Origin of the sequence: Methanothermobacter sp. KEPCO-1, assembly GCF_008033705.1 — an archaeon.
GTDB lineage: Archaea > Methanobacteriota > Methanobacteria > Methanobacteriales > Methanothermobacteraceae > Methanothermobacter > Methanothermobacter marburgensis.
Window position 1 is genome coordinate 39,995 of the sequence record NZ_CP042937.1, and the last position, 23,666, is coordinate 63,660.

At 49.2% G+C, this 23,666-nt stretch carries 23 protein-coding genes and 1 pseudogene; 7 read left to right on the top strand and 17 right to left on the bottom strand.

The window, feature by feature from the left end:
• Window positions 1-16: 16 nt before the first annotated feature.
• From FVF72_RS09510 to uvrB, 11 genes and pseudogenes are all read right to left on the bottom strand, one after another.
• Window positions 17-536, bottom strand: a pseudogene (locus tag FVF72_RS09510) (cobaltochelatase subunit CobN).
• A 270-nt stretch (window positions 537-806) separates the two neighbouring features.
• Window positions 807-1,181: an ATP-binding protein gene (locus tag FVF72_RS09330; RefSeq protein ID WP_238523408.1), complete on the bottom strand. Its 375-nt coding sequence runs from the start codon at window positions 1,179-1,181 to the stop codon at window positions 807-809.
• A 121-nt stretch (window positions 1,182-1,302) separates the two neighbouring features.
• Window positions 1,303-1,443 carry a hypothetical protein gene (locus tag FVF72_RS09335; RefSeq protein ID WP_238523407.1) on the bottom strand — a complete coding sequence of 47 codons (141 nt, stop codon included), beginning with the start codon at window positions 1,441-1,443 and terminating at the stop codon, window positions 1,303-1,305.
• A 241-nt stretch (window positions 1,444-1,684) separates the two neighbouring features.
• Window positions 1,685-2,776, bottom strand: a complete 1,092-nt coding sequence (locus tag FVF72_RS00170) for a glycosyltransferase family 4 protein (RefSeq protein ID WP_013295664.1) — start codon at window positions 2,774-2,776, stop codon at window positions 1,685-1,687.
• A gap of 109 nt (window positions 2,777-2,885) precedes the next feature.
• The gene (locus tag FVF72_RS00175; protein WP_013295663.1) at window positions 2,886-3,974 is read right to left on the bottom strand and encodes a DUF763 domain-containing protein; all 1,089 of its coding nucleotides are present in this window, start codon (window positions 3,972-3,974) and stop codon (window positions 2,886-2,888) included.
• A gap of 83 nt (window positions 3,975-4,057) precedes the next feature.
• Window positions 4,058-4,891, bottom strand: a complete 834-nt coding sequence (locus tag FVF72_RS00180; RefSeq protein WP_013295662.1) for a methanogen output domain 1-containing protein — start codon at window positions 4,889-4,891, stop codon at window positions 4,058-4,060.
• Between the two features lie 258 nt (window positions 4,892-5,149).
• Window positions 5,150-6,901 carry a histidine kinase dimerization/phosphoacceptor domain -containing protein gene (locus tag FVF72_RS00185; protein ID WP_013295661.1) on the bottom strand — a complete coding sequence of 584 codons (1,752 nt, stop codon included), beginning with the start codon at window positions 6,899-6,901 and terminating at the stop codon, window positions 5,150-5,152.
• Window positions 6,902-6,931: 30 nt separating this feature from the next.
• Window positions 6,932-7,366 (bottom strand): response regulator, encoded by a 435-nt coding sequence (locus FVF72_RS00190; protein WP_013295660.1) that lies wholly within the window; start codon window positions 7,364-7,366, stop codon window positions 6,932-6,934.
• Window positions 7,366-8,394, bottom strand: a complete 1,029-nt coding sequence (locus FVF72_RS00195; RefSeq protein WP_013295659.1) for an ATP-binding protein — start codon at window positions 8,392-8,394, stop codon at window positions 7,366-7,368. Before FVF72_RS00195 ends, FVF72_RS00190 begins: the two co-directional genes overlap by 1 nt.
• A gap of 198 nt (window positions 8,395-8,592) precedes the next feature.
• A complete protein-coding gene (uvrA, locus tag FVF72_RS00200) occupies window positions 8,593-11,460 on the bottom strand; it encodes an excinuclease ABC subunit UvrA (protein WP_147671951.1) in 2,868 nt (955 codons plus the stop codon).
• A gap of 39 nt (window positions 11,461-11,499) precedes the next feature.
• Window positions 11,500-13,446, bottom strand: coding sequence for an excinuclease ABC subunit UvrB (gene uvrB, locus FVF72_RS00205; protein WP_147670855.1), 1,947 nt, complete (start codon window positions 13,444-13,446; stop codon window positions 11,500-11,502).
• Between the two features lie 208 nt (window positions 13,447-13,654).
• Here uvrB and uvrC point away from each other — a divergent pair, with 208 nt between their 5' ends.
• The 4 genes from uvrC (at window position 13,655) to FVF72_RS00225 (ending at window position 18,015) form a co-directional block, all read left to right on the top strand.
• Complete coding sequence (gene uvrC / locus FVF72_RS00210) at window positions 13,655-15,394, top strand: excinuclease ABC subunit UvrC (RefSeq protein WP_147670856.1); 1,740 nt, start codon at window positions 13,655-13,657, stop codon at window positions 15,392-15,394.
• 150 nt (window positions 15,395-15,544) lie between these two features.
• A complete protein-coding gene (locus FVF72_RS00215; RefSeq protein WP_147670857.1) occupies window positions 15,545-16,792 on the top strand; it encodes a methanogen output domain 1-containing protein in 1,248 nt (415 codons plus the stop codon).
• 61 nt (window positions 16,793-16,853) lie between these two features.
• Complete coding sequence (locus tag FVF72_RS00220) at window positions 16,854-17,567, top strand: ATPase domain-containing protein (protein ID WP_147670858.1); 714 nt, start codon at window positions 16,854-16,856, stop codon at window positions 17,565-17,567.
• A 229-nt stretch (window positions 17,568-17,796) separates the two neighbouring features.
• Window positions 17,797-18,015, top strand: coding sequence for a hypothetical protein (locus FVF72_RS00225; protein ID WP_147671952.1), 219 nt, complete (start codon window positions 17,797-17,799; stop codon window positions 18,013-18,015).
• Window positions 18,016-18,037: 22 nt separating this feature from the next.
• On the opposite strand, the gene FVF72_RS00230 is transcribed toward FVF72_RS00225, so the two are convergent.
• Window positions 18,038-19,060, bottom strand: coding sequence for a M42 family metallopeptidase (locus tag FVF72_RS00230; protein WP_013295651.1), 1,023 nt, complete (start codon window positions 19,058-19,060; stop codon window positions 18,038-18,040).
• Between the two features lie 11 nt (window positions 19,061-19,071).
• Window positions 19,072-19,287, bottom strand: a complete 216-nt coding sequence (locus FVF72_RS00235) for a hypothetical protein (protein ID WP_013295650.1) — start codon at window positions 19,285-19,287, stop codon at window positions 19,072-19,074.
• A 109-nt stretch (window positions 19,288-19,396) separates the two neighbouring features.
• Here FVF72_RS00235 and FVF72_RS00240 point away from each other — a divergent pair, with 109 nt between their 5' ends.
• The 3 genes from FVF72_RS00240 to FVF72_RS00250 are packed head-to-tail and all read left to right on the top strand — an operon-like array spanning window position 19,397 to window position 21,112.
• The gene (locus tag FVF72_RS00240) at window positions 19,397-20,158 is read left to right on the top strand and encodes a 4-phosphopantoate--beta-alanine ligase (RefSeq protein ID WP_013295649.1); all 762 of its coding nucleotides are present in this window, start codon (window positions 19,397-19,399) and stop codon (window positions 20,156-20,158) included.
• A 16-nt stretch (window positions 20,159-20,174) separates the two neighbouring features.
• Window positions 20,175-20,711, top strand: a complete 537-nt coding sequence (locus FVF72_RS00245; protein WP_147670859.1) for an AAA family ATPase — start codon at window positions 20,175-20,177, stop codon at window positions 20,709-20,711.
• Complete coding sequence (locus tag FVF72_RS00250; RefSeq protein ID WP_255503736.1) at window positions 20,708-21,112, top strand: RNA-binding domain-containing protein; 405 nt, start codon at window positions 20,708-20,710, stop codon at window positions 21,110-21,112. The genes FVF72_RS00245 and FVF72_RS00250 overlap by 4 nt, the downstream gene beginning before the upstream one ends.
• A 101-nt stretch (window positions 21,113-21,213) precedes the next feature.
• Here the strand turns inward: FVF72_RS00250 and FVF72_RS00255 are convergent, their stop codons facing one another.
• The 4 genes from FVF72_RS00255 to FVF72_RS00270 form a co-directional block, all read right to left on the bottom strand.
• Complete coding sequence (locus FVF72_RS00255) at window positions 21,214-21,894, bottom strand: TIGR00289 family protein (RefSeq protein ID WP_147670860.1); 681 nt, start codon at window positions 21,892-21,894, stop codon at window positions 21,214-21,216.
• Between the two features lie 3 nt (window positions 21,895-21,897).
• Entirely contained in the window at window positions 21,898-22,692 is a 795-nt protein-coding gene (locus FVF72_RS00260; protein WP_013295645.1) for a hypothetical protein, read from the bottom strand.
• Window positions 22,693-22,835: 143 nt separating this feature from the next.
• Window positions 22,836-23,237: a hypothetical protein gene (locus FVF72_RS00265; RefSeq protein ID WP_147670862.1), complete on the bottom strand. Its 402-nt coding sequence runs from the start codon at window positions 23,235-23,237 to the stop codon at window positions 22,836-22,838.
• A 27-nt stretch (window positions 23,238-23,264) separates the two neighbouring features.
• On the bottom strand, window positions 23,265-23,660 hold the full coding sequence (locus FVF72_RS00270) for a hypothetical protein (RefSeq protein WP_147670863.1): 396 nt from the start codon (window positions 23,658-23,660) through the stop codon (window positions 23,265-23,267).
• Window positions 23,661-23,666 lie beyond the last annotated feature (6 nt).

Sequence of the window (23,666 nt, forward strand, 5' to 3'; positions counted from 1 at the left end):
TCCGTATATGAACCCATTACTCAAGTTCATATTCAATGTTGAGAACCATCTCCCCTATCCTCTCAATCACCTCATCCGGTGCGTCCCAGTAGCCCCTCTCAGCCGTTTCAAGGAGTGTCTCACCCATCCGAACCGCTGCAAAGGGGTTGTTCTCTGTGATCCTTCTCCTCATTTCATCGTCAAGTATCAGTGTCTCTGCAACATCATCATATACCCGTTCTCCACGGCCCCTGTTGTGGCTGAGAAGCCCAGGAGGTGCTCCACACGGTTCTTGATGTTCTTTGCCCCGTGATAATCATGGGCCAGCATCCGTAAAGCCAGCGGGGGTTGAGGATCCTGCACCTTACGGCCCTCCCTATGACGTCCTCAAGGCCCTCAACGTAGAGCTCGTCCTCAGTTGAGTCCACAACCCTCACGCTGCATGAACCCCCAAGGCTCCTTATGGATGATGTGAGGCCACCCATGAATTCATAGTAGTGGTCGAGGTCGGTCACCTCGTACTCCACGTTGTCCCTCTCCTGGGCCACCACCTCCACCTCTGGAGGTTCCTCCTGAACTCATCCCGGCCTTCCTGACACCGCCAGGAAGGTGGGCGTAACACATCTCCTCCATGTAGGTGGATGCAAGTTCATCCTCAGAGTTCCAGCTTCCGTCATCGATGATTTCGGGTTAGTGTGCTTGCATACTCCAATGGCACCGGTCCAAATATCCTTGCGGGAACCTTCACAGTTCCGTCCTCAAGGTTGTGCTTCAGGATGTGGTTGTCCTCAGGGTCCTCTGGAAATCAAGTGCCTGCTTTATGACATTTATCCTCTCATTGGGTCAGTGAGGGCCTCCACATCCACACTTAAACCGAACCTGTCAATTATCTGGGGCCTGAGGTCCTCGAGGTTCATGGTACCTGCAAGTATGAACCTTGAGGGGTGTCTCACAGATATGCCCTCACGTTCAACTATGTTCACACCCATGGCTGCTGCGTCAAGTAAAACGTTGACCACATGGTCATCGAGGAGGTTGACCTCGTCGATGTAGAGGATGTTTCCATTGGCCCTTGCAAGTAATCCTGGCTCAAGGGCCTTTATTCCCTCATGGAGCGCCCTCCTTATATCAAGGGTTCCCACCACCATGTCCTCTGTTGCCGAAACAGGAAGGTCGACAACCTCCATTTTCGCGGACCTCACCTGAAGCTTCCCATGCATCTTGTTTTTTCTGGCACTCCATCATAGTTCAGATCCATCAGGGTCACATCCGAACCTGCAGCCATCCACGATGTTTCTTCAGGAAGAATGTCACTCAGGGCCCTTACTGCAGTTGACTTTCCTGTACCCTTATCCCCCGTATCAGGACGCCTCCTATTGCAGGGTTTACTGCGTTGAGGACGAGGGCCTCCTTCAGCATCTCCTGGCCTGTGATTGCTGTAAACGGAAAGTATGCTGTATCCAACCTATCACCATCTGGGTGTATCTCAGCAGGGTATTTAATAATTACTAAAAAAATCCAAGTATTACTTATAAGCATATGAAATCCGGAAAAGTAATAAAAATTTTTCTCTTTAAATTCCTGTGAATATGGCAGCGAAAGATCTTCAGGATAGAATCACACAAAAACAAAGAAGACAGCTAAAAAACAAACATATCACTAATTTCAGAATGAAATAACCTGATATAAATTATCAGAGGGAGATCTATGAAACCTCCCTGTAAACTTCAAGTATCCGCCTCACCTGCTTCTCTGTGCTGAAGGAATCTGCCACTGCAAGGCCCCTCTCTCTGATCGCCTCAACCTCCTCTCTGTTATCAGGGTCAAGGATATGGTTTATCTTCTCTGCAATTGCAGCAGAATCCATGGGCGGTACACTGTAGCCTGTCTCAGAGTCCCTTACAAATTCCCTGAGACCTCCAACCAATGTTGCAATGGTTGGGGTTCCACAGGCAAGGGCTTCAAGGGCCACAAGACCAAAGGGTTCCTCAAGGGAGGGTAGAACAAAAATATCAGCCGCGTTCATCCAGAGGGCGACCTCCTCGTATGGCACAGGTTCCATGAACCTCACATCAGCATCCAGTGAATCAGCGATTTCTGTAAGCCTATTCATGTATCCTGTATCCACAGGGGCCCCCAGAACTATGCACTGAACATCACCCGCATCAACGTTCCTCATGGCTTCAAGGAGATACAGAACCCCCTTTCGGGGTATAATGTTACCAACAAACAGGATTATCCTTTTATCATTATTTAGACCAAGTTTTTCGCGGGTTTCACTCTTCTCCATTGGCCGGAAAATTTCTCTGTTGACCCCCATATTTATTATATGAACCCTATCCTTATCAACGTTGAATTCTGTCACGAGTTTATTCCTTATGTCCGTGCTTACAGCTATAACTGCAGCTGCCCTTCTGAGGACAAAAGCCGTGATCTTAAAGAGAAGACGATTCCTTTTTGCAAGATTGTTAATATCGCCGCCGTGGACAGTTATGACCAGGGGTTTTCTGGTTATCCAGTGACATATTAACCCTATGAAGCCAGTGGGGAAGGCATAATGTGCATGGATCACATCGAACCTCTTTGAAATGGAAGACCATATGGATCTAATCAGCAGGGAGCTGTACTTGCATATCAGCCTACCCTTACCCTTCCTCTGATCTGTGTTTGCAACAACGAACTGTTCAACATCCGTGTAACGTTTGAATGCATCCACGTGGACCCTGATGAAACTACCGAAGGATACATTTTCCTTACCTGGATACATGTTTGAAATCACAAGAACTCGCTGAACCAAACCATCACCTCATAGGTCATAACAGTGAATAATATAATCTTTCTGGAGTAAAACTTAAAACTTACTGAGAAGACGAACATCAAAACCTAAACCCTGAAAATGAAAAAAACTAAACCCTCAAGAATCTTTCAAGTGACTCAAGTGCCCTAAGGCGATCCCTTCTGTCAATTCTAGCCTCCTCAAGAGCACCCTTAAGATAATTCACTGTGCTGTCATATGTATCCCTATCCACGGGGTAGGGGTATCCGTCCTTGCCGCCATGTGCATAGCTGTATTTCACAGGATCCCTCCAGCTTACCTCCTCACCGTATACGAGGTCAGCAACAAGGGCCAGGGCCCTGATCTTTTTGGCCCCGAGGCCATCAATCATGACAAGTTCCTCATAGTTTCCAGGCTGGATCTCATATGCCCTTTCAAGGACAGCCATGTCCCTCTCTGTGAGGTCCACAGGTAGAACCTCATGGTGTCCTGGCATGTCAAGTACATTGAAGTCAAAGAGTGTCCGCTGTCCTGTTAGGTAACCCCTGAGGTGTGAGGGGTCATCGCAGACGATGTCAACACTAACTTCACGGGCGCCGCTGCTTGTGGGTGAGGTCATGTCAAGGACCTTCCCCATGGTCCTATCCGATGATATCCCACTGTGGGGTGAGTCAACATAATCCCCAACCCCTGAACCAAGCCAGTGGTACCTCCTGGCATATCCTCCATCAGGGTTGAGTCCCTGCTGTACAACAGCCCACTCACCATCGGCGTCAACAAGGAAGGTGTGCTGGTAGAGGCTGAAACCGTCCTGTATACAGTTACCATCCACCCTGGCAGCTATCCTGCTGGAATAAACCAGTTGCGAGGAATCCAGGTCAAAGAGTTTCCCTGCAGCCTCAAGTTCCCCCGGTGTCCTGCGGGACGTCCTTCCCTTACCACCTGCAACCAGTATACCATGCCTTTCAGGGTCAAGTGCAGATTTTAGGGCCCCGCAAGTAGTTGTTGTTGTCCCTGATGAGTGCCAGTCAAATCCGATGGTGCAGGAGAAGGCCTGAAACCAGAAGGGGTCCGAGATCCTCGATATGAACTCAGAGGTCCCGTACTCCTCAATTATAACCTCAGCTATGGCACCTGAGAGTTTGACCATCCTCCTCATGAGCCAGGCAGGTGGATGACCCCCATGGAGGGGTAGGTTTGCGATACCCGTTCTCCTCATTCCAGACCACTGAAAAGATTATTTAACGCTGAACCTTTGAAAGGTTTGTGTGGGGTATATGGTTTTCGAGTCCAGTGAAACGATTACTTCACGCTGAACCTGAAGAGGCACCTCTCTGATCCATCAGCAATGTGATCAAGTGCCCTGAAATCACCAGGAAGTCCACTCCAGTCCCAGCTCAGCTTGAGAATGGCCTCACAGTTGAGGCAGAATCCAGGGTTCTTCCCTGCATCATCAATCCATGGGCAGTTCTCGAATTCAACGTAGACATTCTCATCATCCTCAAGAAAGCCCACCCTGATAGTGAAGTTCTCAAATACATCTGCAACCCATGCAAGGTATGCCTCAAGCGGGTCCTCGTAGGGGGATTCCCCCATAGATGATTCAAATCCAGGTTTAAGTTCAGATATGATCCTATCCCTGAATATCCTTGATAGCAATTCCCTGATTTCATCCCTATCGGCATCTGGTGAGGGCATTGCATTGAGGATGAAGTTGTAGAAGTCTGAGATTATCCTCTTCCTCATGAGTTCCATTTCCCTCATTGCAGACCTGTGCCGGTATATCGCCATCTCAATGTTGGCGTTGAGTTCAGACGATTTGAAGGGTTTCACAATGTACCCGTAGGGCTCTGTTATCTTTGCACGTGCCAGCATCTCCTCATCGGCGTAGGCTGTGAGGTAGATTATGGGGATGTTGAAGCGGTCCCTTATCTCCTTTGCGGCCTCTATTCCGTCCATTTCACCCTTGAGAACTATATCCATGAGGACAAGGTCTGGTTCATGTATCTTACTTGCCCTTATGGCGTCCCTGCCTGTTGAGACGGTATCCACCACCTCATGGCCCATTGTCTCAAGTTTGTGTCTTATACCCATTGCCACTATGGCCTCGTCCTCAACAACAAGAATTCTTGCCATAAAATCTCCCCAAGATCTTTTTAATTCAGATGATCCTCAGTCATTCTGGAATCACTGAAACTTAAAATTTGATGTGAAATCTGACCTTTAAGCCGCCTGTGGCAGTTTAAAAGCAAGCACATCTGGAACCTGAAACCACTTACTGTACCTGATTTGAAGGATGAATTACCGGGACCTGATAATCATTTAAACCTGAACCTCTTACTGTACCTGATTTGAAGGATGAATTGTTACCGGAATCTGATAGTCATCCTGAACCTAAAACCTCTTACTGTACTCAACCTCACGGAATTTCACCGTGAACCTGGCGGGCCTCTCTATCTTGAGTTCACCATTTATCTGATCCACAAGGTTTCTCACAATCCTTAGACCCAGGGTGCTGATATTCTCAAGGTCAAGGTCCTCTGGCAGGCCCACACCGTTATCTGAAACGATGAGGGTGTAACGGCCACCATTTCTGTGAACCTCCACGGTAATTTCGCCTCCATCATCAGGGAATGCGTACTTTATACTGTTGGTTACAAGTTCATTTATTATGAGGCCACAGGGAATTGCTGTTTCGATGTTAAGCATCACATCATCCACGCGGATTCTCACATCTATCTCACTTCTATCTGCACCGTATGAGTCAAGGAGGTCACTGAGAAGTGTCTTGATGTAGTCCCTGAGGTTGACCCGTGATAGGTCCCTTGACTCGTAGAGCTTTTCATGTATGAGCGATATGGCCTCTATCCTGTGCTGGCTGTCCATGTAGAGTTCCCGCAGTCGGGGGTCCCCTGTGATGGATGCCTGCAGCATCAGGAGGGTTGATATTATCTGGAGGTTGTTCTTGACCCTGTGGTGTATCTCCCTGAGGAGCAGCTCCTTCTCCTTAAGGGATTCTCGAAGGCGCTTCTCAACCGACTTCTTATGGGTTATATCCATGAGGGATAGAAGGCACTTCTTGCTCCCAGGGATGGTAACCGTCGTTGCAAAGAAGTTCCTCTCCTCACCCCTCCTGTTTTTGAGTGTGAGCTCAAAGTTCTTCGGTATGGCATCAGGGTTAACTGACATTAGTCTGTGGTATGCCTCTATACGCCCTGCATCAGAGGGATCCACAAAGTCCGTGAGCTTCATGTAACCCTGTATTTCCCCCTTGCTGTAACCAGAAAACCTTTCAAAGGCACTGTTTGCAAGCTCTATCACCATATCACTGCCACAGATAATTGTGAGGGTACCTGTATTCTCAAATATTACCCTGTACTCCTCCTTGCTGGCCTTAAGTTCCTTTTCAATCCTCTTCTGGACCGTGATATCCTTGCCCATCAAGTAAATAAGCTTTTCATCATCCACCTCAACCGCTGTTACGGATACGTCGAGGGTGCGGCCCCGTAGACCCACTGTGAACTTCATAGGGCCACCCTCGCAGTCCCCCATGAGCCTTTTAAAGTCCTCCTCACTGATCCATTCACTGATGTTTCTGCCGGTTATATCATCAGCAAATGATTTGAGGAATCCCGCTGCAGCAGGGTTAACGTCAAGTATTGTGCCTTCGGGTGAACATATTAATATTGGGTTACCTGATTTCTCAAAGAGGGCCCTATATTTCCTTTCACTCTCTTCAAGGGCCCTCTGAGCCTCCCGGACCTTTCTCTCCTCTTCTGCTTCCTGAAGGGCCCTCCTGAAAGCCAGGGGTAACTTTGAAAGGTTATTTTTGAGTACGTAATCTGTTGCCCCCGCCTTCAGCATCTCAACGGCAAATTCCTCCCCAATCTTTCCACTCACGAATATGAAGGGGATATTATCTCTCTCCCTCACTATCCTCAGGGCTGATACACCGTCAAAGTCGGGGAGGGCATGGTCGGCCAGGATGATGTCTGGCTGGAATTCCTCAAGGGCCCTTCTGAAGGAGTCCTCACTGTCAACTGTGAGATGTTGGAAGTCTATACCATCCCTCTCAAGCTCCCTTATGACAAGTTCAGCGTCAAGGGGGACGTCCTCAAGGATCAGCACCTTAACCTTTTCTGACATTGGAAATCCTCTGAATATACACCATGCGAACTACTCAGGTGGCTGATTTATGATCATCCAGTAGAATCCCAGGGTTGAAACCGCGTTTATGAATTCATCGAATTCCACGGGTTTGCTCACGTAGCTGTTAACCCCAAGCTTGTAGCTCTCAACTATATCCCGGTCCTCCTTGGATGAAGTCAAAACCACCACCGGGATTCTGGATGTGCTTTCATTTCTCTTAATCTCCTGGAGAACCTCAAGCCCATCAACCTTGGGCATCCTGAGGTCAAGGAGTATGAGCTTCGGGAGATTATCAGGGTCCCTCTCAGAGTAGGATCCCCTTGCAAATATGTAGTCAAGGGCCTCTGCACCATCCTTGACCCAGTGGAGCTTGTTTGCAAGGTTGTTTTTCTTCAGTGCCCTTATTGTCAGTTCAGCGTCTGTCGGGTTGTCCTCAACAAGGAGTATATCTGTATCTGTCATTATCCCACCGCCTTTGGTAATGTGAAGTATATTGTTGCGCCGGCATCAACCTCACCTTCACCCCAGACTCTTCCTCCATGCCTCTTTATTATCCTCTGGACTATTGAGAGGCCCACGCCGGTTCCCTCAAATTCCTCCTGACTGTGGAGTCTCTGGAAGAGTCCAAAGAGTTTTCCCACATACTTCATGTCAAATCCTGCCCCGTTATCCCTGACATAGTAGATGTGCTCATCGCCCCCGTCCATGTATCCCACCTCAATCCTTGCTGGGTTCCTGTCCCTTGTGAATTTTATGGCGTTTGAGAGGAGGTTACCCATCACCTGCCCCATTAGGACCCTGTCTGCCATTGCAGGGGGGAGGTCCTCCACCGAAAACTCTATGACCCTTCCCTCCTCCTGTGAGGCAAGTTCCCGGTAGGTTGACTCTGCAAGTTCCCTCATGTCCAGAGTCACAGGGTTAATCTCCTGCCTTCCAGCCCTTGATAGGAGGAGGATGTCGTCGATGAGCTGCCCCATCTTCTTTGTGTTCTCCCTGATTATTCCAATGACCCTGAGACCATCATCATCAAGTTTATCCTCATAGTCCTCAACAAGTATCCTTGAGAACCCGTCGATGGCCCTTAAAGGGACGCGGAGGTCATGTGAGACTGAGTATGCAAATGCCTCCAGTTCCTTATTGGCATCCTCAAGTTCTGCGGCCTTTTTTGCCAGTTCCCTGTTCAGTTCTCTTAGGGAGCGGACCTTCTCAATCCTCTCAATGAGTAGTGCGATCATTACTGTGAAGAGCATCAGGAGGACTATCCTGAAGAGTTCATCTGATATGTTGAATCCAACTGCGCGTGTCATTGGCTGAATTATGAGTAAAGCCGTGAATACTGCAAAAGCAAAAAGAGCCCATTTAATTACCCTTCCTGAGGGTTTTGGGATTGCGATGAGAGGTAAAATCAGAAAAATTCCATGTATCCAGTTGAAGGATAACATCATAACTGCCGCTGCAATCATCATCAAAAGGTCTTCACGGTATTTCATGATAACCACATAGAATTTATGGGGATGATCATATAAAAAATTTCCTTTAAAGGAGTGGAGTGAAACACTTTTATCTTACGATAAGTAGAGTAAAACACCTTTATCTTACGATAAAGAATATGAAAGCGGCATGTGGTTTAAAAAAGACCATATAAAAAATTAACAGGAAAACTGCTCACTGAGAGCAGACAAAACCTGCTACTTTCCAGTGCCCTGTCCCACAGGGACCCTCTCATTCTGCACCCCGCTGAGGACATCCCTGAGGAATCTGCCAGTGTGCGTTCCTGAGTTAGCAACCTCCTCGGGTGTCCCCTCAGCAACCACAAGGCCTCCCCTGTCACCTCCCTCAGGTCCAAGGTCTATGATGTGGTCCGCAGACTTTATAACGTCAAGGTTGTGTTCTATCACAACGGCTGTGTTACCTGCGTCCACAAGCCTTCCCAGGACATTGAGGAGTTTCTTGATGTCATCGAAGTGGAGTCCAGTGGTTGGCTCATCAAGGATGTAGAGCGTTTTTCCGGTGCTCTTCCTCCCAAGTTCCTTTGCCAGTTTGACCCTCTGGGCCTCACCACCTGAGAGTGTTGTGGCTGGCTGGCCCAGCTTTATGTAGCCAAGGCCCACGTCATAGAGTGTCTGCAGCTTCTTCCTCACCTGGGGTATGCTCTCAAAGAACTCAAGGGCCTCCTCCACGGTCATATCAAGGACCTCTGCTATGTTTTTACCCCTGTATCTTACCTCAAGGGTCTCCTCATTGTACCTCCTTCCCCTGCAGACCTCGCATGGGACATAGACGTCTGCAAGGAAGTGCATCTCTATCTTGATTATCCCGTCACCACTGCAGGCCTCACAGCGGCCCCCCTTGACGTTGAAACTGAACCTGCCCGGCCTGTAGCCCCTCTTCTTTGCCTCGGGGGTCTGGGCGAAGAGTTCCCTTATATGGGTGAATACCCCTGTATAGGTGGCAGGGTTTGATCTTGGTGTTCTGCCGATTGGTGACTGGTCTATCATCACAACCTTGTCGATGTGCTCAAGGCCCTCGATGCCGGTGTGCTCACCTGCATTCATGTGCTTATGGTGGAGCCTCTCATATACACCCCTGTAGAGTATCTCGTTGACCAGTGTGCTCTTACCTGAACCCGATACCCCCGTAACACAGGTGAAGACACCCAGGGGGATCCTCACATCGATGTCCTTCAGGTTATTGGCCCTGGCCCCCCTCACCGTGAGGTACTTCCCTGAATGCCCCCTCCTGAACTTGGGTACAGGTATTGTTTCCCGGCCCGACAGATACGCCCCTGTGAGGGATGCCGGGTCCTCCATTATCTCCTGGGGTGTCCCCTCTGCAACCACGTGTCCACCATGTTCCCCGGCACCGGGTCCAATGTCAACCACGTGGTCAGCGGAGAGTATGGTTTCCTCGTCGTGTTCAACCACTATCAGGGTGTTCCCCAGGTCCCTGAGTCTCTTGAGTGTCTCAATCAGCCTCATGTTATCCCGCTGGTGGAGGCCTATGCTGGGCTCGTCCAGGATGTAGAGTACCCCCACGAGGCCCGATCCAATCTGGGTTGCAAGCCTTATCCTCTGGGCCTCGCCACCTGAGAGTGTGCCTGAGGACCTTGAAAGTGTCAGGTAGTCTAGGCCCACGTCAATCAGAAACCGTAGCCTCTCACGTATCTCCTTGAGGATCTCCCTTGCGATGTACTCCTCCCTCCCGGTGAGTTCAAGGCCCTCAAAGAAGCTGTGGGCCTCGCTAACCGACATTTCAACAACATCGTGTATTGATTTTCCACCCACCGTGACCGATAGGCTCTCTGGCCTCAACCTGCTCCCCTTACAGACCGGGCATGCATGGTTGCTCATGAATTTACCTATGTAGGTCCTCATGTAGTTGGACTTGGTCTCCATGTAGATCCTTTTCATCCTGGGTATAACACCCTCGAAGCGCCTGTTAACACGGTAGGTTCTGTTTTTACGCTGGAATACAAACTGAATCTTCTCATCTGTCCCGTAGAGGACTGCCCTCCTGTGTTCCTCGTCCAGTTCACCGAAGGGGGTGTCCAGGCTGAAGCCGTAGTGCTCTGCCACAGCCCTCAGCATCTGGTGGTAGTAGTTGTCCCTCTTACCTGACCTGCTCCATGGTACTATGGCCCCCTCATTTATGGAGCGCTCAGGGTAGGGTACTACGAGGTCAGGGTCGATCTCAAGTTTGCTTCCAAGCCCATTGCACTCTGGACATGCCCCATGGGGGCTGTTGAATGAGAACATCCTTGGGCTTATCTCCTCAAAGTTTATGCCACAGTCAGGGCAGGCGAAGTGTTCACTGTAGACCCTCTCATTACCAGTATCATGGTAGAGAACCCTGAGTGTACCCTCACCCATTTCAAGGGCTGTTTCAACAGAGTCTGCGAGCCTCTTCCTGAATTCCGTGTCCTTTCTAACAGCAAGGCGGTCCACCACCACATCGACCGAGTGTTTCCGGTTTCTGTCAAGGTTGAATTCCTCGTCAAGGTCCCTTATTTTACCGTCAACCCTGACCCTTACAAATCCCTGTTCCCTGAGCCTCTCAAAAACCCGCTGGTGCTCTCCCTTCCTGTCCCTCACCACCGGTGCCAGTATGACGATCCTTGTGCCCTCATCGTCCTCCATTATACGGTCCACTATCTGGGTTGATGTCTGCTGCTCTATCTCCCTTCCGCAGAGATAGCAGTGGGGTTTACCTATCCTTGCAAAGAGGAGCCGGAGGTAGTCGTAGATCTCCGTGATGGTCCCCACGGTTGAACGGGGGTTGACCCTCGTGGTCTTCTGGTCTATGGATATCGCAGGGGAGAGGCCCTCTATGTAGTCCACCTCGGGCTTCTTCATCTGCCCCAGGAACTGCCTTGCATAGGCCGAGAGGGACTCAACGTATCGCCGCTGGCCCTCAGCGTATATGGTGTCAAAGGCCAGCGAGGACTTCCCTGACCCGCTTATACCTGTTATAACGATGAATTTATCCCTTGGGAGTTCAAGGTCAATGTTCTGGAGGTTGTGTTCCCTTGCACCCTTAATAACTATCTTTCCACTCATAACTCTCAGAATCTCCACTTATTCATATAAACTTCGGTTTTATTTTGATGAGGACCCCTTAAGGGACATTATCTGGTCCCTGAGTCTCGCGGCCCTCTCGAATTCCAGGTTCCTTGCGGCCTCACGCATCTCGGCCTCAAGGTCCTTTATTATGACTTCAAGTTCATCCCGGGGTATCTCCTCAGCCTTAAGCTCCTCTTTCTCCTTCTTCTCCCTGAGGGTCCTTCTTGTGCTCCTAGGCTTTATACCGTGCCTGCGGTTGTACTCCATCTGGAGCTTTCTCCGCCTGTTGGTGGTCTCAACCGCTGCTTTCACCGCATCTGTGAGTCTGTCAGCGTATATTAGCACCTGGCCGTTGACGTTCCTGGCGGCCCTGCCGATTGTCTGTATGAGGGAGGTCTCTGATCTGAGGAAGCCCTCCCTGTCGGCGTCGAGGATCGCCACCAGTGAAACCTCCGGTAGGTCCAGTCCCTCCCTGAGGAGGTTCACACCCACCAGGCAGTCGAATTCACCACGTCTGAGGTCGTCTATGATCTCAACACGCTCAAGGGTATCTATCTCAGAGTGGAGGTACCTCACCCTCACACCAACCCGTGAATAATAGTCGGTGAGGTCCTCTGCCATCCTCTTGGTGAGGGTAGTTACGAGAACCCTCTGGCCAAGGTCAACCCTCCTTCTTATCTCAGAGAGGAGGTCGTCAACCTGTCCCTTAACCGGCCGGATCTTTACCTCCGGGTCCACGAGGCCAGTGGGCCTTATGATCTGTTCAACGATGTTCTGGCTCCTGGAGAGTTCATATTTACCCGGGGTTGCAGAGACATAGATCACCTGGTTTATGCTCTCCTGGAATTCTTCGAAGCGTAGCGGGCGGTTCTCCTTTGCACTGGGGAGTCTGAAGCCGTACTCAACGAGTGTCTCCTTCCTTGCCCTGTCACCGTTGTACATGCCCCTTATCTGGGGGACGGTCACGTGTGATTCATCTATAACCGTCAGGAAGTCATCTGGGAAGTAGTCAAGGAGGGTGTTGGGTTTCTCACCCCACTTCCTTCCGCTGAGGTGCATTGAGTAGTTCTCTATGCCCTGGCAGTAGCCCATCTCCCTTAGCATCTCCATATCGAATCTCGTCCTCTGCTCCAGGCGCTGGGCCTCAAGGAGTTTATTCTGGGCCCTGAGTTCCCTGAGGCGATCCTCAAGTTCCTCCTCTATTGACTCTATGGCCCTCTGGAGTCTTTCCTCAGGGATCACGAAGTGTTTGGCAGGGAATACTGTTATGCGGTCCAGTTTCTGCAGCCTCTTACCTGTTACCCTGTGGACGGTTGATATGGAGTCCACCTCGTCCCCGAACAGTTCTATCCTGATTGGTGGTGTTCCATGGATGGGGTTTATCTCTATGGTGTCGCCGCGAACCCTGAACTGGCCCCTGTCGAATTCCACGTCGTTCCTCTCGTACTGCATGCTGACAAGGCTTGAGAGGATCTCCTCCCTCCCTATGGTGGAGCCCACTTCAAGGTGGAGGGTGAACTCACCGTAATCTGCGGGGGCCCCTATGCCGTAGATGCAGGATACACTGGATACCACTATAACGTCGTCCCTGGATAGGAGCGCCTGGGTGGCAGAATGCCTCATCCTGTCTATCTCATCGTTTATTGAGGCCTCCTTGTCTATGTAGGTGTCTGTCTGTGGTATGTAGGCCTCTGGCTGGTAGAAGTCATAGTAGCTCACGAAGTACTCCACTGCGTTATCAGGGAAGAACTCCCTGAACTCCTCGTAGAGCTGGGCAGCCAGTGTCTTGTTGTGGGATATGACCAGCGTTGGTTTCTGGACCTCCTCGATGACATTGGCGATGGTGAAGGTCTTACCTGACCCTGTGACCCCCAGCAGGGTCTGCTCCCTCATTCCGGAGTTTATACCCTCAACGAGGGACCTTATCGCCTTTGGCTGATCCCCGAGGGGTCTGTAATCTGATACCAGTTTAAATTTCATCACAAATCACTTAAAATGAGAAACTCGATTTATGGTGAAAATATATTTCCAGGTCGCATTATATATACCTTTGCAGTTAGAAGAATGATACATCAAGTATACATCTGCACTCTTAGAATGTTAAAGGAATGATACATCGACGGTATACCTCGCAGTTAGAGGGATACATCAATATAAAGCTGCACTTTTAGAATGTTAAAGGGATGATACGTTGACAAGGGTCAGGGATCCAGGAAAACTTCCAGACAGGACAGGCGTTTACATATTCCGTGATGAAAACGACAGGGTCCTCTACGTTGGAAAATCAATCTCAATAAGGAAGAGGGTAGCATCCTATTTCAGGGAACACGAGAACCCCCGCCTCAGGGTAATGATGAGGCACCTTGACAGCATAGAGTACATCCTCACAGAGAATGAAAAGGAGGCCCTCATCCTTGAATCCAACCTCATAAAGAGGTACAGGCCCCCCTACAACGTCCGCCTCAAGGACGATAAGAGGTACCCATTCATAAAGATAACAGACGAGGAATACCCCCGTGTAATCATAACAAGGACCATCGGGGGGGACAGTGCAAGGTACTACGGGCCATTCACCGATACCGGTTCCGTGAGGAAGACCCTCAAGTTCATAAAGTCCCTCTTCAAAATCAGAAGCTGCAGAAGGATGGATGGGCCCTGCCTCAACAGCCAGATAGACCTCTGCCATGCCCCCTGCGATGGTGGGATAAGGAGGGAGGACTACCTTGAGATCATTGAAAGGGTGGACCTCTTCTTCCAGGGCCGATACCGGGAGGTGATGGAGGCTCTTGAGGCCGAGATGCGGGATGCCTCAGAAAAGCTGGAGTTTGAAAGGGCCGCGGTTATCCGGGACCAGATTGAATCAATACGTGAGGTTATGGAGAGGCAGTATGCGGCCTTCACAGACTCCATCGACCAGGACATAGTGGCCCTGGAGACCAGTGGTGATAATTCCGTCGTTGTGGTTCTGCAGATCCGTGACGGTAAGATCACAGGAAAGGATGACTTCATGCTGAGGGGCCTGGCAGATAGGAGGGAGATCCTTGAATCCTTCCTCAAGCAGTACTATGCAATCCCCCGTTATATCCCATCAGAGATCCTGGTGCAGTACCCGGTAGGGGATGAGGTCATAGCAGAGTGGCTCTCTGAGCTCAGGGGTGGTGAGGTCAGGATACATTCACCAGAGGGGGGCTCAGGCAGGAGACTCCTGAACATCGCCTGGAAGAACGCCTCCGTCATCCTCCAACAGAAGGGTAAGGTGAAGGATGCACTCCTTGAACTCAAGGGTGAACTCAAGCTCCCCTCCATCCCCCGAAGGATTGAGGGCCTTGACATATCCAACATCGGCGGTGAACACGCAACAGGTTCAGTCGCTGTCTTCCTGGATGGTAAACCCGCCCCTGGATTGTACCGCCGCTACCGTATAAGGACCAGGGGCCCTGACGACTATGCCATGATGAGGGAACTCGTCATGAGGAGGTACTCCAGTGATGAAACTGAAAAACCGGACCTTGTGCTGATTGACGGGGGTAAGGGGCAGCTCTCAGCAGCACTGGATGCCCTCAGGTCATGCGGTGTGGATCTGCCCGTTGTGGGCATAGCAAAGAGGGAGGAGGATGTATACCTCCCGGGGCTTTCAGAGCCAGTTGAGGTGTCAGACGGCGCCCTTCAGCTTCTCAGGCACCTCCGTGACGAGGCCCACCGGTTTGCAGTTGAATACCACCGGAGAATCAGGGACAGAAAATCCCTTGAGTCAGAACTCGACGGTATAAGGGGTGTTGGTCCCAGGAGGAAGAGGGCCCTCCTGGAGCACTTTGGAAGTGTTGAGGGTATAGGGAATGCCAGTGTGGAGGAACTTGCAGCGGTAAGGGGCATGAACCGCCCGGTGGCAGAGAGAATATACAGACACTTCAGAAGGGGTGATAATGGCTGAATCCCCTCCATAGGGTTTTCTGCAGTTCGGAAGTGTTTTATGGGGTGATAACGGAATTTTCCAGCAAATTATTTATACTGACCTTTACATAATACTGATTGACTGTGTGAACCTTAATCCGGGGGATGGATGACATCCAGGGAGGATTGAATGTCGCCTACAAGTTTGCTAGTTGTGGAAGATGAGAGTATAGTGGCCATGGACATCAAGCACCGGGCCGAGGGCCTCGGCTACCGGGTGGTTGGCATGGCAGCCTCAGGTGAGGAGGCAATAAAACTTGCCCGTGAGGAGAAACCTGACCTTGTACTCATGGATATAGTGCTTAAGGGTGAAATGGACGGGATAGAGGCGGCAGAGGTCATAAGAGAGGAGATGAATATTCCCGTTGTTTACCTTACAGCATACTCTGATGAAAAGACCCTCAGCCGTGCGAAACTCACAGGGCCCTTCGGGTATATAATAAAGCCCTTTGAGGACCGTGAGCTTCACAGTGCAATCGAGGTGGCCCTCTATAAACACAGGATGGACAGTAAACTCCGTGAAAGTGAGGAACGGTACCGGGCACTCCTTGAAACATCACCCGACCCCATAATCCTCCTGGACTCTGACTCAAGGATACTCTTTGCAAACAGAACCGTTGAGGAGTTAACAGGACTTAACAGAAAGAAGTTAAAGGGTAAGAAACTCTCCATCCTCGAAAGAAGGGGTCTAATATCAAGGGATGTCCTTGAGAAGATCCTTGACCTCATGAACCACGATCATAAGACCTTTGAAATCGAATTTGTTGACGTAAAGGGAAGGAAGCACCACTTTGAGATACACTCCACCACAATTGAGACAACAACCGAGAAGAACCTCCTCCAGATAATAGGACACGATATCACAGATAGGGTGGAGGCTGAAAAGAGGAGGGAAGAACTCATCCGCGAGAGGTCAAAGGCCCAGCTTTATGGATTCGTTGTTTCGGCTGTGCCTGTCTTTGCATCATCAATCCCCCCACAGCTCAGAAATGCCATCATAAAGAACTTTGCAGACAGGTTTGAGAAGAACCTCAAACCCAACTTCCAGAGGATGATGGAGAAGCTGGGGGTTGTTGAGGATATCAGGTCAGGTAGTGCGCCCGAGAGGGTTTTCAATGCATACATAAAGTGGCTTTCAGGGTTTCTCGGGAACCTTGGAATCGAGACCACGCTCCGAAAGGAGAAGTCAAGGTATGTGCTTGAATTTAAAACGTTTCCCTGGATCAATGAGGCACGTCAGAATCCCATCTTCTCACTCATATTCAGGGCCATGCTGATGAGGAGCTTCACCTGGACCGGCATCAAGGGAAGCGTCATACAGACCTCAACACTGCGGAGCCGGGACGAGAACCTCACATTCGAATTCCATATGGTATAGTAATGAGGGATCTCACATCGAATTCATAGAAGGTATCTGAATGGATTAAGGGGGGTAAATAATGGATGCTATACCCAGGTTAGGTACGGGGGTTAAGGGACTGGACGATATAATAGGGGGATACCCTCAGGGGAGGAGTATTCTAGTAACAGGTGACGCCGGGGCTGGTAAAACCATCATGGCGCTCCATTTTGCCATTGAGAGCGCAAAAAAGGGCCTTAAGACAGTCTATGTTACAACAGAGGAGGACGAGACTGACCTGAGGATCCAGTGCGCCTCACTTGGGTGGGATATAGATGAACTGATGGAATCAGGCACCCTGAAGATCATAGGACTCTCTGCAATAAGGGCAAGGCTCACAGAGGCAGAGATACACATAGGCATTGAATCTGTCAAGGGGAACCTTCAGAAGATACTGGCTGAGATCCCTGAGGATACAGAGGTACTTGTGATAGACAGTATAGGTAGCCATACAGAGAAACTCACAACACATGAGTTCCGGGACCAGTTTGACCTCCTCATCTATGAACTCAAGAAGAGGGGCATCACGGCAATGATAATCCTTGACAGCGCCACCTCCATGGAGTTCAATGAGATAGCCCTCTACGCGGTATACGGGGCCATAAAACTGATAAAGAGGGAGAACCCCTACACAGGTAGAAGGGAAAGGGTTATGGATATTATAAAGATGAGGAGCACAAGGACACCGATTGAATTTGTACCTTACATCATATCAGATAATGGCCTTGAGGTCATTGAAAATCCTGAGGAGTGATACGGTACCACTCAATCAGATTACCTCTACATGAATTGGAGAGCCTCAGTGATTAATTTTATCTTAATTTTATCATGATGCCATTATTTGTAGTAGGACATTTATTTAAAGCCTTAAGCCTTCGCATTGTTTACCAATTTTCTGTACTGAATTCATGACATAATAATTAGATAAATTTATATATTACATTATTACATAATTGATCAAAGTTATTCAAAAGGAGGTTTGCATGTTGAAGAGAAAGGTCATAATAAAGGTCTTTGAAATGAAAAAACAGTGCGAATTTCCTTGCCTGGTGAAAATTTCAGAGGAAACGGTCAGCCAGTTTCTGAATAAAATCATGACCAGCGATGTGGTTATGGACAGCAAATATGTGGTGGAGGTATATGAAAACTGGTGTGACAGCCCATACATATTCTATGTTGACGGAAAAATGAACGTTAAATAATAGTAAAAGAGGTGTGGGGGGTTTACAGTCTTTCGATTGCCTTAACAAGAAGGTCAACGGTCATCTCGATGTCCTTCATGCTTGCCATACTCACCGTTGTGTGGATGTACCTTGTGGGTACAGAGACCACACCCGCGGGTATACCCTCCCGTGTGAGGTGAATGGCTGTTGCATCGGTCGTGCCCCCCTCACTCACCTCTATCTGCACCGGTATATCCTCCTCCCCTGCGGTCTCAAGGAGCCAGTCCTTAACCCTTGGATGGGTTATTATACCCCTACCACTCGCATCTGTGAGGATGACAGCAGGGCCACCGTCAAGCTTCGCAGGTGCCTCCTCCTCCTTCATACCGGGGTGATCCCCGGCTATTGTGACGTCAAGGGCAAGGGCCATGTCAGGGTTGAGCTTGAAGGCCGAGGTCTTGGCACCCTTCAGCCCGACCTCCTCCTGGACCGTTCCAACACCGTAAACTGTTGCATCAGTATCAACCCTTTTAAGGACCTCAACCATCACAAGGCACCCTATACGGTTGTCAAGGGCCTTTCCTGTGAATCGGGAATTGGGAAGTTCACTGTAGGGTGCATGGAATGTAATGGGATCCCCCACAGAGACAAGTTCCTCTGCATCCTCACGGGACTCTGCCCCTATATCGATGAACATGTTATCATGGGTTGTTACCTTCTTCCTCTCAGCGGCCTTCATCCGGTGGGGGGGCTTGGATCCAATGACGCCCATCACAGGGCCATTCTCCCCGTGGATCCAGACAGCCTGGTTGAGTATCATCTGGTCACTGATTCCCCCGATCTTTGAAAACCTTATGAAGCCCTTCTTATCAATGTGCCTCACCATGAGGCCTATTTCATCCATGTGGGCTGCAAGCATGACCGATGGACCGGACCCACTCCTGGTTGCGATGATGTTACCAAGCCTGTCCTCCTCTATCTTATCAACATGACCTTCAAGTTCAGATGCTATGATATCCCTTACCTCTCCCTCAAATCCAGAGACTCCGCTGGCAAGTGAGAGACGCTTCATGAGTTCCTTCATACAATCACCGCTCAGTTCCTGATGGATTTTATGATTATAAGAACCCCGATAATAACCAGCAGGGCCTGGGGCCAGAACCTTGAGTACTGGGGTGGTATAAGGCCTGATGCAAAGGCAAACCATATAACACCTATTATCACCAGGATTGACCCAAGGTAGATCCCCCAGAGGCTTTTCCCATACTCTGGCTTTCTGGGTTTTCGTTTGATCTCAACTTCCTCTTCCATTATGGATTCCTCCTCCTAATTCTATCTTCAAGCTGGTATAAAATATTTGGCTGACACCCACTTAACTACATGAAATAAACTTATTAAATGTCCGGTACAATAGAGTACCATGATTTCAAGGGACCATCCACGCTACCATTCACTTATGCAGAGAGAAAAAATAACAGATGCCTGGCGAAAGGGCATACTTGCAGACTCAGGGATGATCGCCCATGGAAGGGGTGAAGCCTTTGACTACCTGCTGGGTGAAGAGACAACAGAACCTGCCAGAAAGGCCATAAAAGCGGCGGCAGCAGCTCTTATCCTTGCAGAGAACCCTGTAATTTCAGTTAACGGGAACACTGCAGCCCTTGTCCCTGCAGAGGTTGTGGAACTTGCAGGGGAGATTGGAGGAAAAATCGAGATAAACCTTTTCCACAGGACAGAGAAAAGGGTGAAACTCATCGAGGAGGTTCTGAGGGAACATGGGGCATCAGAGGTCCTTGGAACAGGTAAACTCATGCACATAGATGGTATAATGAGCCCAAGGGCAACAGCAAGTCCTGATGGTATATACAGCGCCGATACAGTCCTTGTACCCCTCGAAGATGGTGATAGGACCGAGATACTGAGAAAATCCGGGAAAACCGTCATAACGGTGGACCTCAACCCCCTCTCGCGTACATCGAGAATGGCCAGTATAAGTATAACAGATAACATTGTAAGGGCTGTGCCTGCCCTGATAGATACTGTAAGGGAACTCAGGGATGCCCCAAGGGAGGAACTTGAGGGGATCCTCAGGAAATTTGACAACACAGAAAACCTGAGGGAAACCATAAAATTGCTTGATATAAGGCGTTACAATCCAGAGATCGAGTCTTCACAAGAATAAATCAGAGTGTGTAAGTATGGTGGTTATTGGAGTTTCAGGGATGCCAGGAGCAGGTAAGGGTGTCGTATCAAGGGTCGCCGAGTCCATGGGATTTCAGGTTATAAGGATGGGTGACGTTATAAGGGATGAAGCCAGAAAACGCGGTGAGGAACCAGGTGTAACGGCTGTCCGCCTCAGAGAGGAATACGGCGAATACGTTGTTGCCGAGAAGTGTGTTGAAAGGATACAGAAGGCAAAATCTGAGAGGTTCCTCATAGAGGGAATAAGGAGCCCCCACGAGGTCGAGATATTCAGGGAGAACTTCCCTAGATTCAGGGTGATATCTGTATTCTCAACGCGAAAGACAAGATTCAAACGCCTCAAAAAGCGCAGAAGAGAGGATGATTCATCAAGTTACAGTGAATTCATTGAAAGGGATGAAAGGGAACTTGGATTCGGAATAGGGAATGTAATAGCAACCTCAGATTACATGATAGTCAATGAGGGCCCCATCTGGAAGATAAAGAAGCAGGCGAAAAAGATACTGAGGAAACTATGCGAGGAGGGAAGATGATGGATACTGTGAGGGTTGAGGTTCCGGTGCGAGCAACAGAGGACCCTGAAAAGGTCAGGGAGGCCGTTATGAACGTATTTCCAGACCTTGAAATTGAAGGTTATGGAGATTTCCTGAAGGGTGAAGGCAATACTGAGAGTCTCAGTGAACTCAGGGAGGCCCTTGAAAGGCGGAGGATACGGTTAACCGCCCGGGGAATCCTAATTAAGAACATGAGGGGCAAATCAACCCGTATTTATATAAACAAGCAGGCGGCCCTCATAGGACGTGTCAATGTTCTTGAGGAACCCATCACACCCCTTGGAGATATAATGGTCGAGATTGAATCAGATGATTTGCTGGGGATCATTGACTGGCTTGCACCTGATGTATCAGGAGAGATAGACGAAAGTTTGGATTAAAAATAAAACCAGTCCTTATCAACAAGCACGGCTGGATGAACTATAAAAAAATAAAAACTAACTATAAGCACGGCCCTTTAATGATATTAGAAAAATAAAAACTAATCCTTATCAACAAGCACGGCCCTCTTTATATCCAGGAATCCGTTATCAAAGAACCACTTCTTTTCATATTCAAGTATCTCGAGTCTCTTCTTAAATATTGGGCCATCAAGGACGAGGGTCTCTGCCTCACCCCCCTCAAAGGCAGGGTTTATACCGTACCTCTCACTGAGATCAGCAAGTTCAGAGATCATCCTCCTGTCAACAATCCTCCCGAGCCATGACTCATCCAGGCCCTCAGCTGCAACCGCGGTCACCATGACCCTGAATCCAAGGTCAACAACCTCCTCCATATAATCAATGGGGTCCCTGTGCCAGAGTGGTGCCACGGACTTAAGGCCAAGGCCCCTGCAGACCTCATCTATCCTTGACCTCTGATACTCAGAGTAAAGTGCCCCTGAGTAAACAGCATCCACACCCCTCTCCTTCAGCATGGAAAGAGTCTCTGCAAGGTCCTCAACCTCCTCCTCCTCAACACCCTCAGTCCTGGATTCAATGAGGGGTATTCCAAGGGCCTCTGCAAGGAGGGATGTGAGTTGGATGTTTGGCACATGGTACATGTGGGACTCGGGGTTATCTGATACCATTGAAACAAGAAATCGAACCTCCGACTCCTGGAGTGCATGGTAGAGGGCCATTGTACTGTCCTTACCCCCTGAATATAGAACCGCGGACCTCATGCTTCACCCCCTGTACTTCCTGTAAATCTTCCTGAAAGAACCCATGATGGAATCTATGAAAACACCTGCAAGACCCGTTATCACTCCAAGAACACCACAGAAGAGTACTATATTGGATTTAGCCGGTAAAAACCTCCTGAGTTCAGCCACCTTATCCTCTGAAGGGCCCCTGACACCTGTTACAACGATGTCCCTCGCCTCAAGGTAGGAGACGACTGCATCGACATTTGCTGGCTTCACCTCCACCACCAGCTTAACCGTGCTGTACCTTGTGTTTATACCTCCGGTGTACATGAGCCACTTCGCAAGGTTCTCAAGGGCATTCACAGGGTTGTATCCCCTTTTAACCTGCAGGATTATGGTGCCATTCGTGTAAACATTCCATGAGGTTATATTGGAGTCTATAACCGCTATTTTATCCTCTATTATTCTTTTACGTTCCTCTGTGAATTTATCTGTCTTTATCACGATCCCCTCAGAGTGGACATCCACAACCCCCTCCTGGGAGGCAAGATCCTCTTTGAGCCTCTCTATATCGGTATCTGTTGAGACATCCGCGGTTACGGTTTCTGTGGCTCCAGATGTTGAGAGGTATATGCTCCTTGCAATTTCAGGGATCTCATCGTAAACCGGTGAGATAAGGAATGCACCGCCAATGGTCCCTGCAATGAAGCCTATGAATATCACGAATATAATGTTCTTGCTGCCAATTACAGGCGTCATGAGGCCAGCGGAGAATATGAATGCAAGTAGAAGCAAAAATAGGGCCAGCATTACGATTACACTCAGAACATCCATTTTATTCACCGTGAATCCTTTTGAGGGGCGCTTTAATCACTTACCAATAATATCTCAGCTGGCCTTAAATATGTTGTGATTATTGCTTGCAGGTGAATTCCCTGCCCCGAGAGATGAAATAAGGATTCCGCGGAACTGCTTAATCAGGTGAATTCCCTGCTTCCCACAATCTGTCCGCCCTCCATACTCACATAGACCTCCTTAACTGTCCTTCCACTCCTCTGGAGGGGGACAATCCATACCTCCACATTGGTGCCGTTCAGGTTTATTGAGCCCCTTGTGGGCTGTCCTGCTGTGTAACCGGACTCTGCGGCTATCTGTCTGGCCTCCTCGGCCGTAACATTCTCAGTTGTGTTTGTTCTGTTATCTGTCATGTTCGGTACGCTCACAGGTATCGGCTGTGGCTGTGGTTGGATTTGTGTGGAATCAGAGAGCCTCACCCTCTCCCCCTGATTGAACGAGTTGTATGAGTACACCGTTACAATAACCGCTATGATGGCAATGATTGCAAGGGCCTTATACTCCCATCTTAGGTCACTGAACAAGAGAGATCCTCCAGGCTTTTTGATTTATCAGGTGAGTTTAGTTATGGTTATTGTGCCGTTCTGGTTCCTCACAGTGTATGTGAACCCAGGGGTCATGTTGGTGGTGGTCACGTTGACCTTGGGTATAATGTTGAGTCTGATGGTGTTTGAATTGTAGAACACGGTGACCCTGCCATTCCTCACCTCAATGGTGTATGGAAAATCAGAGGTTAATGTGAGGTTAACAGCATACCCTGGGCCATTGGTGTAGGCTGCATTCACTGCACCCACAACACGCTCACCCATCATCCTGGCCTCCCCAAGTTCACCAGCCTGTGTCCTTGAGAGTTCACTGTCCACTATGCTTACCATCCCCGCGATTATGATGAGGGCTATCAGTGTTGCAAAGATAAAGTCTATGCTTAAAACACCCGCGTCATCCATTAAATC